A 13657-nucleotide genomic window follows, 5' to 3' on the forward strand; every position below is an offset into this window, starting at 1 on the left:
GACGCGTTTCAGAACATGCCGTTCGAATTGGCCGACTGCTCGGGGATCGGCTGCACCGAATCCCAGTGCTCTTCGATCTTGCCGTCCTTCAGGCGGAAGATGTCGACGATCGCGTTGCCGCGGGTGCCGGGCTCGCGAACGGCATGCACGCGCAGAATGACGAAGTCGCCGTCGACCAGGACCTTCGTGATCTCGCTGTGCGATTGCGGAAACTTCGTCTTCAGGAATTCGATGAACTTGCGGAAGCCTTCCGGGCCATCCTCGGCGCTCGGATTGTGCTGGATGTAGGTGCCGAGATATTTCGAGGCGGCGGCGAAGTCCTTCCGGTTCAGGCCTTGCTCATAGAAGTCGAGCACGATCGCCTTGTTGCGCTCCTCCTCGGCCGAATAGACGCGCTCGGCCAAGGCCGGAGTGGAAAGCGCTCCGGCGATCGCCATCGTCACCAGGATCAGGGCACGCCGTATCATTGAGGACCTCCGTGTCGGAAAGGCTTCGCGCGATCGGCAGCGACGCGCGAGCTTGGCGTCAATAGAACCGATAGAGATGATGCACCGGGCCGTGGCCGTGGCCGACCGTGAAACGATCGGCCGCCGCAATCGCGCCAGAGATGAAGGCCTTGGCGTTGCGCACGGCAGTCTCCAGGCTTTCTCCCTTCGCCAACCCGGCGGCGACGGCCGACGACAGCGAGCAGCCGGTGCCGTGCGTGTTCTTCGTTGCGACGCGCGGCGCCGGCAGCGCGAGGCAGGCGCCTGAGGTGATCAGGTAATCGGTGCTCTCGGCGCCCTGCCCGTGGCCGCCCTTGATCAGCACGGCCGGACAGCCCAGCGCGAGCAGCCGGCGGCCCTGGGCTTCGATGTCCGCGTCGGTCCCGGCGACCGGCTCGCCGAGCAGCGCGGCCGCCTCGGGCAGGTTCGGCGTGATCAGCGAGGCCTGCGGAACGAGCCGGCTGCGCAGCGCCTCGATCGCGTCCTCCGGCAGCAGCCGCGCGCCAGAGGTCGCCACCATCACCGGATCGAGCACGATGTGAGCGGGCCGCCAGCGCGCCAGGCTTGCGGCGATCGCGTCGGCGATCGACGCCTGGGCCACCATGCCGATCTTGACCGCGCCGACCGCGAGATCGTCGAACACCGCATCGATCTGGGCCGTGACGAAATCGGGCGGCACCAGGTGCACGCCGGTGACGCCCCGGGTGTTCTGCGCCGTCAGCGCCGTCAGCACCGAGGCGCCGTAGACCGACAGCGCGGCGAACGTCTTGAGATCGGCCTGGATGCCGGCTCCCCCGGACGAATCCGAGCCGGCGATGGTGAGGGCTGTGGGCGTGCTCATGCCCCACTCCTAGCCTGGCCCGGTCACGCCCGGCAAGCAGGCCCGGCCCTCCCAGAATGCGTCTCGACTTCGCCCGAAAACGCTATATTGAGGCTTGAAACGCTTCCCGGAGACCGCCTGCCATGGTTCCTTTCTTCGTCCAGATCAAGTGCAAGCTCGGCCAGTCCTATGTCGTGGCCAATGCGCTGGCCGAGGCCGAGATCGCCTCCGAGATCTACTCGACGGCCGGAAACTACGACCTGCTGGTGAAGTTCTACGTCGACAACGAGACCGACATCGGTCACTTCGTGAACGAGAAGGTCCAGGTCCTGCCCGGCATCCAGGACACCCACACCATCATCACCTTCAAGGCCTTCGGCGCAAGCTAGCCAGCCGCAAACCTCATCGTGCGCCGGCAAGAGAAAGGCGCCCGTCGTGACCGACGGGCGCCGAATTCCTCAAAATGGCACAAGCATGGTTTCGTCATGAAAGACGGTGAGCGGCAGCGTCCCCGTCTCACGCCAAGGGATTGCCGCGGGCCGGACAGCCGGACCTTTCGATCGCGAGGGGAAACGGGGGGACCATCGAACGGCCCGGCTTTCCTTGCGGCAACTTGGCGATAGACGTCCTATAGCGTGTGCATCGCGCATCGGGTCAAGGCGGGCGAGCGCCCCGATACGATCGATCAAGAAGTTGAGACGAAAGCTCAAGACAGTCTGTGACGTTGCGTGACGAGTGAGATGAAAGCTGTTTCGTCCTTGCTGCCGAGCTACGGCTTCTCAGCCGAGCAGATGGACACCGAGACCAACATCGCGGCATGGCGCGAGGCCACCTCGACGTTCTTCGATGTCGATGAGCTCGCCGCCGGCGAAGCTGCGCCTTTCAGGGCCGACGTGCTGTCCTACGCGCTCGGCTCCGTCCTGCTCGGATCGGCCCGCGCCAGCGGCCAGCGCTTCCGGCGCTCGGCCGAGACGATCGCGCGCAGCGGCGTCGACCACATTGTCGTGCAGCTTTATGTGACGGGCGGCTACGACGGCGTCGCCGGCGATCGCCCGATCCGCGTCGCGGCCGGCGATCTCTGCGTGCTCGATCTCGCCCAGACACTCGAGACGCGCGCGAGCGCGTTCGAGAACGTCACGATGGTCGTGCCGCGGCCGATGTTCGACGCGCGCCTCTTGCAGGTCGAGGATCTGCATGGGCTGGTGCTGCCGCGCGACGGCGCGATGGCGCCGCTCCTGGCGCGGCATTTCGGCGCACTGCTCGATTGCGCGCCGCGGCTGAGCTTCGACGAGTGCCAGGCGGTGGTCGACGGCACGATCTCGCTGATCTCGGCCTGCCTGCGCGGCGAGCTGGAGCGCCGCGATGCCGACCGCAGCGTGAGCGCGGACGCCTCGCTGCTGCGCATCCGGCAATACATCGAATCCCAGCTGGGGAGCCCGGAGCTCAGCGCCGACGCGGTGGCGCTGCATTTCGGGCTGTCGCGGGCGTCGCTGTATCGGCTGTTCGCGCCGATCGGCGGCATCGCCGACTACATCCGCAGCCGCCGCCTGCACCGCGCCTTCTTCGATCTCGCGGGGACCGGTTCGCGCCAGGTGCGCATCAGCGAGGTGGCACGACGCTGGCAGCTCGGCACCGATGCGCATTTCACCCGGCTGTTCAAGACCGCCTACGGCATCACACCAAGCGCCGCGCGCGAGGCAGCGCTGCTGGGCCTGCCGCAGCTGCCGGCCGGCGGCGATGCCGAACCCGCCTCGCCGCTCAGCCGTTGGATGCGAGGGATAGCAGCGCCCCGGACCGGGGAATGAGTGCGACCACGGCCCCCGAACGCGGATCGCCGTCCTCCGAACGCGGCTCGGCCTCCTGAGCATCGTCCTGCTCGGCCGCGACGCGCGCGATCTCAAGGTGCTTTTCGAGCTGCTCCACCGGCATCGGCCGGCCCAGCAGATAACCCTGTGCGAAGTTGACGCCGAGCGCGCGCAGCTGCTCCAGCTGCTCCTCCGTCTCGACGCCTTCCGCGGTAATCTGGATGCCGAGCCCGCGCGCCAGCGTCACCACCGAGGAGATCACGGCGGCGCTTTCATCACGGACGCTGAGATTGGCGACGAACGATTTGTCGATCTTGATCTTGTTGAACGGGAATGCCGTCAGCGAGCGCAGCGACGAATAGCCGGTGCCGAAATCGTCGAGCGCCAGCGAAATCCCGAGGCCCTTCAGCCGGTCGATGAAGCTCTCATTTTCGGCGGCGCGCTCGAGCAGCACAGACTCGGTGATCTCGATCTCCAGGCGTTTCGGATCGAGGCCCGACCTTGCGAGCGCCGACTGAATGACGTCGAACAGCTCCGCCTGCTTGAACTGGACCGGCGACAGGTTGACCGCGACCTTGACGTCGTCGGGCCACGCCGTCGCGTCGTCGCAGGCCCTGCTGATGATCCACTCGCCGAGCGGCACGATCAGGCCGGTCGCTTCCGCGAGCGGGATGAACTTGTCCGGCGGCACGAGACCCTTGACCGGATGGCGCCAGCGCACCAACGCCTCGACGCCGCGGCGCTCGCGGGTCTCGGCATCGTAGAACGGCTGATAGTGCACCTCGAACTGACACTGCGCGATGGCGTCGCGCAGATCTCCCTCCAGCGTGTTGCGCGCCTCGAGCTCGGCCGACATCGCGTCGTCATACATCGTGTAGCAGCTGCGTCCTGCCGACTTCGAACGGTACAGCGCGAGGTCGGCCTTCTTGAGCAGATGCTCCTGGTCGCGGCCGTGCTGCGGCGCGAGCGAGACGCCGATGCTGGTGCCGATCTCGACCCGCTGTCCGCCGAGCTGGAACGGCTCGGCGATCAGCCGGGTGATGCGCTGCGCCAGCTCGATCGCGGCCGTGCGCTGGTCGTCGAAGCCGGCCTGGATCAGGGCGAACTCGTCGCCGCCGAGCCGGGCCAGCACGTCCTCGTCGCGCAGCTGCGAGCGCAGACGCTGCGCGACCTGCACCAGCAGCTCGTCGCCCGCGCCGTGACCGAGCGAATCGTTGACGTTCTTGAAGCGGTCGAGGTCGAGCAGGAAGACGGTGAAGCGACCGTTCTTCTCGTCGTTGATGCGCTCCATCTCCTCGAGGAAGAAGGCGCGGTTGGCGAGCCCGGTCAGCGCGTCGGTCTGCGCAAGCTCGAGCACGCGGCGATTGGCGAGCGCCAGCTGCTGGGCGTTGCGGCTCGACAGCGCAAGATACACCGCCAGGAAGATCGTGGTCGCCATGCCGGCGGCATAGAGCGCCAGCGCGCGGTTGTGGCTGGCCATCAGACCGCCGCCGGCGGGCGCGGCCTGGAAGACCCAATCGGCATCGCCGATGCGCAAGGTCGTCGACCAGATGTTGGGATCGCTCGGCCAGCGCTGCGGGTCGACACCGGACGCATTGATGACGCGCTCCGGCGGCAGCAGATTGATCTGCAGCGCCGGGCTGTTGGGATTGTTGGCGCGCACCGACTGCAGCAGCATCGGCAGATCGAACACGCCGACGATGAAGCCGGCGAGATTGCGGCGGCGGTCGGCGACCGTCGTGCGCGACGTTCCCTTGGCGTAGACGGGGATGCCGATCATCACGGCGTTGTTGCGCTCGTTCTGATTGATCAGGTTCTGGCGCGTCCGCAGGGCGCCGATCATGTCGTAGTCGCGCGACTGCTCCAGCACGGCGCGATGATCGGGGATGCTCCAGTAGTCGAGACCGTAGACCGGCGAGGTCTTTGCTTCGGTCGAGAAGTAGACCGGGTAGTACTCGTCGCTTTCCGGGGCGACGGTGCCATCCGGATAGGACTTGATGCGAAAGGCGGGAACGCCGTCGGTGATGGCGGCGGCTTCATACTCGCCGCGCTCCTTGCGCTTGATCCGCGGCAGCCAGGCCAGACGCAGCATGCCGCGATGCGCCTCGAACAGGCGCGCGCTGAAGGTCTGGTACTCGCTGCGGGTGATGTCGTCGTTGGCGGATTCGAAACGGGTGCGCAGCGCGGTCAGGCGGCTGACATATTCGTTGACGCCATTCTGGACCAGGATCGCCTGCGCCTCGGCCACGGCTTCGAAGTCGGTGCGCGCCAGCCGGTTTTCCCAGCGTCCGACGGCGACCGTCCCCGCGATCGACAGAACGACGCCGACGCACGCGGCGATGATCGCAGGACGATACAGCCGGTATCGCGATAGAGACGCGCGAATCTTCTCGCGCCCGCTACCGATACGAGCACCATCCTGTTCCTGCAGCGTCGGTGCGCTGTACTCTTCAACCTGCAATATGGCCCCCGCCAAACGGCTGCCCCTCACGACACGTGACCGATGGTCAACCGGCTAAGTTAAGGACGGTCAAAGATGATCAGTTGTGGAGTACCGTAAACCCAGGCTTGGTTAACGGCTGACTTTCGCGGGCCGCCCAAAACGCGATCAAGCCGGCGACACGTCTTTAGCGAGGTCTTCATTCAACGCGTGTAGGCTGGGTTCATCAAGCGTACCCGTGCATCGAAGATTGCAATGAACTGGCTCTCAAGCTTTCGGAAGTCGATCGTCCTCATCCTATTCGCAGGCGTGCTTCCATGCGGCTCTGCTCGCGCCGACGAGCTCGGCGTCACCAACGACGCGATCCTGTTCGGACAGGTCGCCGCGCTGGAAGGTCCGTCGGCCGCGCTCGGCCAGGCGGCGCGCCAGGGCCTGCTCGCCGCATTCAGCGAGCTCAACGCCAAGGGCGGCGTCTATGGCCGCCGGCTGAAGCTGGCGAGCCGCAATGACGGCTACGATCCCGACCGCTCGGTCGTCGAGACCATCAAGCTGATCTATGAGGACAAGGTGTTCGCGCTGATCGGCGCCGTCGGCACGCCGACCGCTATGGCCACCGCACCGATCGCCGCCTCGAACGACGTGCCGTTCATCGGTCCGGTGTCCGGCGCCGAATTCCTGCGGGCGCCTGAATTCCAGAACATCGTCAACATTCGCGCCAGCTACGCGGCCGAGGCGGAAGCCACGATCAAGCATCTCACCGAGGAGCTCCGCCTCACCCGCATCGCGATCTTCTATCAGGACGACGCGTTCGGCCGCGACGTTCTGGCGGGCGTGAAGACCTATCTCGATAAACGCGGGCTGGAGCTTGCGGCGGAAGGCACGTTCGAGCGCAACACACGCGCCGTCGGCGCAGCGCTCAAGGTGATCCGGCGCGCCGAGCCGGAGGCCGTCATCCTGGTCGGCACCTACGGGCCGTGCGCCGAGTTCATCAAGATGGCGCATCGCTCGGGCTTCAACCCGACCTTCTCGGCCGTGTCGTTCGTCGGCGGCAATGCGCTCGCCAAGGAGCTCGGCTCGGAAGCCCGCGGCGTCATCGTCTCCGAGGTGGTGCCGTTTCCCTGGGATACCGATCGACGCATCGTCGCCGACTATCAGGCTGCGATGAAGGCGCTCGATCCGAGCCAGACGCCCGACTTCATCGGGCTCGAGGGCTACATCACCGGGCGTCTGGTCGCGCGCGCTCTGGCGATGACCGGGCCGAACCCGACGCGCGCCGATCTGCTGCGGATCATCAACGAGGTCGGCCAATTCGACATTGGCGGGCTGGTCGTCAGCTTCGGCAGTGCGCGCAAGGACAATCCCCCGACGGTGTCGCTGACGGTGATCCAGGGCGACGGCAGCTTCAAGCCGATCTGATCCGTCCCGCGGAGCCGATCAGCTCGCAGGTTCAGTTTGCGGGTTCAGTTTGCGGGTTCAGTTTGCGGGTTCAGTTTGCGGGTTTCTTGGGCTTCGGCGGGCCTTCGACCGGCGGCAGCGATTTCAGATAGACCGCCATCGCCTTGCGATCCCCGGGCGTCAGCTGCGACGTGTTGCGGATCACGCGCGCCATGGAGCCGCCGGCGCTGTCGCCGTCGGGCAGCTGCCCGGTCTCCAGGAAATAGCTGATGTCGCTCTCGCTCCAGTCAGCGAGACCCTTCTGGGTGATGTTCGGCACGAAGCCGTGGCCTTCCGGATCGGGCCCGCCGGCCAGCCGCTGCGCCGTCTTGAGACCGCCGAGCGGGTTGCGCGGGCTGTGACATTCGGCGCAATGACCGAAAGTGTTGACCAGATAGGCGCCGCGGTTCCACTCCGCCGACTGCGAGGCGTCGGCGACGAACGGCTTGTCGTCGAAGAACAGGAGCTTCCAGACCCCGACGGTGCGGCGGATGTTGAACGGGAATGGCAGGTCATGGACGCGCGAGGCGCCGCTGACCGGCGGCAGCGTCTTCATGTAGGCGAACAGATCTCTGACGTCGTCGACCTTCGCACCGGCATAGGAGGTATAGGGAAACGCCGGATAGTAGTGGCTGCCGCCCGGCGAGACGCCACGCACGACGGCGTTGATGAATTCGGCCTCGCTCCAGCGCCCGATCCCATCATTCGGATCGGGTGAGATGTTGGGCGCATAGAAGGTGCCGAACGGCGATTCCAGCGGCAGTCCGCCGCCGAGCTTGAGGCGGTCCGGCTGGTTCGGCACCGCATGGCACGACGAGCAGCCGCCGATGTTGAACATCTCCTGGCCGTTGGCGAGATCGGGTGCGCGCGCCGCTGCTGCGAGCGCGATCGTCGACGGCCCCGTCAGCCACCAGAATACCGCAAGACCGGCGACGCCGAGCACACACAAGGCAAGCAGGAGGCGTCGGTGCATTGTGGCTCCGTCACTGCGGGAGGGATGCGATCAGTCCGGAATGTCGCGGACGCGCCGCTACACTATGACGCCGGCGCCGGACAAACAAAGGGGGCGAACGCGCTATGGCGTCCGCCCCTCTCAATATCGCGTCAGATCAGCTGTTCTTGAGCCGGTAGGTCTCGTGGCAGCCGCCGCATTCCTTGCCGATGCCCGGCGCGGTCGCCTTCAGGCTGTCGAGATCCTTGATCTTGGCCTTGGCTTCGGTGACCACCTTGGCGAAGCTGTCGATCTTGGCCTGGAAGCCGGCATGGTCTTCCCAGATCTTCGGCGAGGCGCTGTAATCGCCCTCGTACTTCGCGCCCTTCATGCTCGCCGGATACATCGTCGGCAGCTTCTTGGCGGTGTCCTCGAGCTGAGCCAGAGCGGCATTGACGGCGGCCTGGTCATAGGGCTTCTCGCCCTTGACCATGGCGATCAGGACACCGCCGAGGTTCTTGGCGTTCGCCTTCATGATGTCCTGGCTCTGCTTGACCAGGTTGTCCTGTGCCATCACGGCGCCGGCCCCGAGCAGCAACGCTGCTGCTGCCACCACGACAGTCCGCTTCATCAATTCGCTCCTTTGTTGTCACAATCCCGTCCAGCCCACCCGGACGGGTCGCGCCTGTTTGGTCAACCCCTGCCCCGGCGGGTTATTCCGGAATTGAGGCGGATATCGGAGAGTGTTCGGGGAAATAGGTCCTCAGAGACTGTGACGGCGATGCTGCTCCCGGATCGCGATCCAGACCCGCTCGGGCGTCGCCGGCATGTCGATATGGTCGATCTTGTACTCACGCCAGAGGGCTTCGACGATGGCGTTGACCACCGCCGGGCAGGAGCCGATCGCGCCCGCCTCGCCTGCGCCCTTCACGCCCATCGGATTGGTCTTGCAGGGCACGTTGTGCGTCTCGAAGGTGAAGGTCGGCGCATCCGCCGCCCGCGGCAGCGCGTAGTCCATGTAGCTGCCGGTGACGAGCTGAGCGTCGGAGTTGCTGTAGACGACCTGCTCCATCAGCGCCTGGCCGATGCCCTGCACCGCGCCGCCGTGGACCTGGCCGGCGAGCAGCAGCGGATTCAGCGTCACGCCGAAATCGTCGACGATGACGTAGTTGACGATCTTGATGATGCCGGTGGCCGGATCGAGCTCGATCTCCGCGACATGCGTGCCGTTCGGATAGGTGCCGTCGGCGCTGGCGAAGGTGGCGCTGCCGTTGAGCTTGGCGGGATCGACGCCGGGGCGCTTGGCGAGATCGGCGAACGAGATCGCGCGGTCGGTGCCGGCAACGCGGATCACGCCATCGGCGATCTCGAGATCGCCCAAGCCGGCTTCGAGCGCTTCGGCCGCGATCTGCTTGAGCTTGTCGCCGAGCTCATGCGTCGCGCGCTGCACGCTGACGCCGCCCGAGGGGATCGAGGCCGAGCCGCCGGTGCCGAGGCCGGTGGCGATCTCCGCCGTGTCGCCCTGATGGATGTGAACGCGCTCCGGCGGCAGGCCGAACTGCTCGGCGACGATCTGCGCGTAGGCCGTCTGGTGGCCCTGCCCGCTCGACTGCGTGCCGATCAGGATCGTCACGTCGCCGTTGGGGTCGAGCCGCACATTGGCGGTCTCCTCGCCCATGGTGCCGCAGACCTCGACGTAGCTCGCGAGCCCGATGCCACGGACGAGGCCGTTCTTCTTGGCGGCCTTGGCGCGCTTCGGAAACTCCTTCCACTCGGCGATCTCCATCGCGCGCTTCAGATGCGCGTTGAAATCGCCGGAATCATAGACCTTGCCGGTCGCGGTCTTGTAGGGCAGCGCGCGCGGCGGGATGAAGTTCTTGCGCCTGATGGCATCGACCGACATGTCGAGCTTGCGCGCGCAGGCATCGACCAGACGCTCGACGACATAGGCCGCCTCGGGACGGCCTGCACCGCGATAGGCATCGACCGGCACGGTGTGGGTAAAGATCGTGCGCACGCGGCAGTGGAAGGCCTGGATGTCGTAGAGGCCCGGCAGCATGCCGGCGCCGCCATGCGGGATGTAGGGCGCGAAGGTCGAGAGATAGGCGCCCATGTCGCCCATCAGGTCGACATCCATCGCCAGAAACTTGCCGTCCTCGGCCAGCGCCATCCGCGCGGTGGTCACGTTGTCGCGGCCCTGCGCGTCGCCCATGAAATGCTCGGAGCGATCGGCGGCCCAACGCACCGACTTGCGCAGCCGCTGCGCGGCGACCGCAACCAGCGCGTATTCCCGGTACGGAAACAGCTTGGTGCCGAAGCCGCCGCCGACATCCGGGCAGATCACCCGCATCTTCTCGGTCGGGATCTTCAACACGTTCTGGCAGAGGATGTCGCGCAGCCGGTGGCTGCCCTGGCTGCCGGCGGTCAAGGTCAGATGATCGCGCTTGGTGTCGTATTCGCAGACTGCGGCACGCGTCTCCATGAAGCTCGCGACCACGCGCGGATTGACGATCTGGATCTCGGCCACCGCATGCGCTTTGGCGAAGGCGGCCTCGGTCGCGGACTTGTCGCCGATCGACACATCGAACAGCACGTTGCCCTTGTGATCCGGCCAGACCTGCGGCGCGCCCGGCTTGATCGCGTTGACCACGCCCGTCACGGCCGGCAGCGTCGTCCACTCGACCTTGATCGCCTCGAGCGCGTCGCGCGCATGATCGAGCGTGTCGGCGACGACAAAAGCTACGGCGTCGCCGACATGACGCACCTCGTCCTTGGCCAGGATCGGATACGGCGGCGCGGTGAATGGGTCGGTCTCGAGGTTGAACAGGCACGGCAGGCCGCCGAGCTCCGCGGTGTCCTCGGCCGTGAGAATCAGCGCCACGCCGGGCAGCAGCCGCGCCTGGGCGACGTCGATGGTGAACTTGGCATGGGCCTGCGGCGAGCGCAGCACCAGCGCATGCAAGGCCGCCGATGGCGCGAGATCGTCGGTATAGCGGCCCTTGCCGCGAATCAGCGCGTCATCCTCTTTGCGGAGAACGCTTTGTCCCATACCGAACTTGATTGGAGCAGCCATCTGGTTTCACTTCCCGCTTCGTTTTGGCGATGTTGGCGCCATATTGCAGCGGAACGCGAGCCCGCGCAAACCTCATTCGACGCAGGCGCGGTCAACTCTCGGCGGGAAGGTCGCACGTCGATGCTGCATTGCAGCGTCTCATCGTCGCACGAGTGTCTTGAGCCAGCGCGGGCCGAACAGCACGAGAATCGCGCCGGCGTAGACGATGGCGCCGATCACGATCAGAAGGCCGAGCAAGGCTTCGTCGCGCAGGCCCCCGAGCGCCTCCAGGCGCGGCGCAGCCACGGCCTGGGTGAGCCACAACGCCGCAGCCAGCCCGGCGCCGGTGCCCGCGAACTTGAGCAGCGATGACATCAGACGCCGATCGACGACAAGGTAGCGCTTGTGGACGGCGAAGCCGAGCACGAGCAGCAGATTGATCCAGGCGCCGACGGCCGTCGCCAGCGCGAGGCCGACCTGCGCGAGCGAGCCCATCAGCAGCAGCTTGAGGACGACGTTGGCGGTCAGCCCGGTGAGCGAGGCCTTGACGGGCGTCGCCGTGTCCTTGCGCGCGTAGAAGGTCGAGACCGCGCTGCGGATCATCACGAAGGGAATCAGGCCGACGGCATAGGCCGCGAGCGTCGCGCCGGCCGCCGCCGCATCTCCCTTGGTAAAGGCGCCGCGCGCGAACATTGCGCGGGTGATGACGTCGGGCACGGCGAGGAAGGCGGCGACGAACGGCACCGAGAACAGCAGCGTGAACTCGAAGGCGCGGCGCTGCTGCTCCATGGCGCCCTGGTGATCACCGGCCGTCAGCCGCCGCGACATCTCCGGCAGCAGCACCGTGCCGATGGCGATGCCGATCACCCCGATCGGGAGCTGGTTGAGACGATCGGCATAATACAGCGCCGAGATCGCGCCGGCGGGCAGGAACGTCGCGATGATGGTGTCGGCGAACATCGCGACCTGCGTGCCCATCGATCCCAAGGTCGCCGGTCCCAGCGCCTTGAAGAAGGCGCGGATGTCGTCGTCGAGCTTGAGCGGCGCAAACCGCGGCAGCCCGCCATGGCGCGCGAGATCGCCGGCGAGCAGGAAATACTGCAGGAAGCCGGAGATCAGCACGCCCCACGCGGCGGCATGGCCGGCGTTCGGAAAGAACGCCGCCAGCGCCAAGGTCACCATCATTGCGAGATTGAGGAAGATCGAGGCCGCCGCGGCGCTGGCGAAGCGCTGCATCACGTTGAGCATGCCGCCATACAGCGTCACCAGCGTGATCAGCAGCAGATACGGAAAGGTGATCCGCGTCAGCGTGATCGCCATGTCCCGCTGCGCCGGATCATCGGTGAAGCCCGGCGCCAGGATCGTCATCGCCTGCGGCATGAACACCCAGGCGAGGATCAGCAGCACGACCTGCGAGGCCAGCAGCAAAGTGAAGATGCGGTCCGCAAACAGGCTCGCGGACGCCGGCCCCTTCTCGCCATGGACATGCGCATAGGCCGGAACAAAGGCCGCGTTGAACGCCCCTTCCGCGAAGATCGCCCGGAAATGGTTCGGCAGCCGGAACGCAATGAAGAACGCGTCGGCGATCGGCCCGGCGCCAAGGATCGCCGCCAGCATGATGTCACGGGCAAAACCGGTGAGGCGCGACAGCAGCGTATAGCCGCCGACGGTGAAGATGCGTCCGAGCATGGGGGGCTTGTAGAGGATTGGGGGCGGAGTTTGAAGCGGGGAACGGAGGGATTTCGCCGATGCTCGTATCTCGGCGGCCGCTGACAAGACGCAGCGGTAGACGTCCGACATGCGCCACACATTCGCTGTCATCCCGGACAAGCCTGCAGGCGCGAAGCGGCGGCGGGCGCCGATCCGGGATCCATACTCCGTGCCATCGATGAGGTGCGCGGGACAAGCCGCCTGTCCATTGCTGACATCACGCGGTATGGGTCCCGGCGTTCGCCGGGACGACACCAGTGGCGGAGCGACAACTCCGCCACACGACGCCATCTTCCGATAAAAATAATCCGCTTGCGGTTTTACGGAAATCATGCTTATCTCCCGCCATCCCGCCTCATCGCAGAAGGGGCGTAGCGCGCGATCGTCACGACACGCGAGGCGGGGATGCGATGGCCGGGAGAGCTCGCAGCATGTCCTCGTGGCGTGCGGACGAACGGGCGCTCACGGACGGTCAAGTCGCGTGGTCCTGACCTCCCGATGCTGAGGTCAAGTTGGCGCTCGTGCTGATCGCATGGCGCAGACGACGGTGGCCAAATAGCCGGTGCACCGGGGAGATCGCGAAGCAGCCGTGAGCCCATCGCGCAGGGAATGTCGGATGGTCGGCTGAACCTGTGGTACCTGCCGCCTGCATTTCTTTCAGCAGGCGGGCCATGGGTGAGGCCTTCACCCGGCATTCCCTGCGCCCTCTGCACTGTTTGCGAGGGTGGACTGATCGCAAGCCTCGGGCATGATGTGCCGCGAGAGTGCGTCCCTGTGTCGATCGCTGTTTGAGGCGTAAATCGGAATGCGAGCACCGCTGCCGTAGGGCGCGATGGATCGGCGTGGCAAACACGCAGGTTGCGCGCCTTTGCCTACCCGCGGAGTCGGACGCGAAAGAAGCCCGCATGTCTCACCGGCGTCATTGCGAGCGAAGCGAAGCAATCCAGAGTCACACGCGCGGCCCTGGATTGCTTCGCTTC

General features: G+C 66.2%; 10 protein-coding genes. 3 read left to right on the plus strand and 7 right to left on the minus strand.

All coding sequences use genetic code 11. The features are described from left to right. Window positions 1-8: 8 nt before the first annotated feature. Window positions 9-467 carry a nuclear transport factor 2 family protein gene (locus BRAO375_RS31315; protein WP_009031444.1) on the minus strand — a complete coding sequence of 153 codons (459 nt, stop codon included), beginning with the start codon at window positions 465-467 and terminating at the stop codon, window positions 9-11. 58 nt (window positions 468-525) lie between these two features. Further along, a complete protein-coding gene (gene thiD, locus BRAO375_RS31320; RefSeq protein WP_009031445.1) occupies window positions 526-1326 on the minus strand; it encodes a bifunctional hydroxymethylpyrimidine kinase/phosphomethylpyrimidine kinase in 801 nt (266 codons plus the stop codon). Between the two features lie 122 nt (window positions 1327-1448). Between thiD and BRAO375_RS31325 the strand changes: the two genes are divergently transcribed. Together BRAO375_RS31325 and BRAO375_RS31330 are read left to right on the plus strand one after the other, a co-directional pair. After that, on the plus strand, window positions 1449-1694 hold the full coding sequence (locus BRAO375_RS31325; RefSeq protein ID WP_006613331.1) for an Lrp/AsnC ligand binding domain-containing protein: 246 nt from the start codon (window positions 1449-1451) through the stop codon (window positions 1692-1694). A gap of 351 nt (window positions 1695-2045) precedes the next feature. Continuing rightward, entirely contained in the window at window positions 2046-3110 is a 1065-nt protein-coding gene (locus BRAO375_RS31330; RefSeq protein ID WP_009031446.1) for a helix-turn-helix domain-containing protein, read from the plus strand. On the opposite strand, the gene BRAO375_RS31335 is transcribed toward BRAO375_RS31330, so the two are convergent. Then, a complete protein-coding gene (locus tag BRAO375_RS31335; protein ID WP_009031447.1) occupies window positions 3064-5571 on the minus strand; it encodes a bifunctional diguanylate cyclase/phosphodiesterase in 2508 nt (835 codons plus the stop codon). The two genes, BRAO375_RS31330 and BRAO375_RS31335, sit on opposite strands and share 47 nt — an antisense overlap. Before the next feature lie 234 nt (window positions 5572-5805). Between BRAO375_RS31335 and BRAO375_RS31340 the strand changes: the two genes are divergently transcribed. After that, window positions 5806-6966: an ABC transporter substrate-binding protein gene (locus BRAO375_RS31340; RefSeq protein WP_009031448.1), complete on the plus strand. Its 1161-nt coding sequence runs from the start codon at window positions 5806-5808 to the stop codon at window positions 6964-6966. Window positions 6967-7036: 70 nt separating this feature from the next. Here the strand turns inward: BRAO375_RS31340 and BRAO375_RS31345 are convergent, their stop codons facing one another. From BRAO375_RS31345 to murJ, 4 genes are all read right to left on the minus strand, one after another. After that, entirely contained in the window at window positions 7037-7957 is a 921-nt protein-coding gene (locus tag BRAO375_RS31345; protein ID WP_009031449.1) for a c-type cytochrome, read from the minus strand. A 136-nt stretch (window positions 7958-8093) separates the two neighbouring features. Beyond that, entirely contained in the window at window positions 8094-8546 is a 453-nt protein-coding gene (locus BRAO375_RS31350) for a c-type cytochrome (protein WP_009031450.1), read from the minus strand. A 132-nt stretch (window positions 8547-8678) separates the two neighbouring features. Continuing rightward, entirely contained in the window at window positions 8679-10988 is a 2310-nt protein-coding gene (locus BRAO375_RS31355; protein WP_009031451.1) for a xanthine dehydrogenase family protein molybdopterin-binding subunit, read from the minus strand. Window positions 10989-11126: 138 nt separating this feature from the next. Further along, on the minus strand, window positions 11127-12656 hold the full coding sequence (gene murJ, locus BRAO375_RS31360; protein ID WP_009031452.1) for a murein biosynthesis integral membrane protein MurJ: 1530 nt from the start codon (window positions 12654-12656) through the stop codon (window positions 11127-11129). Between the last annotated feature and the right edge of the window lie 1001 nt (window positions 12657-13657).

The sequence above is a fragment of the Bradyrhizobium sp. ORS 375 genome, from assembly GCF_000239775.1.
Classification (GTDB): domain Bacteria; phylum Pseudomonadota; class Alphaproteobacteria; order Rhizobiales; family Xanthobacteraceae; genus Bradyrhizobium.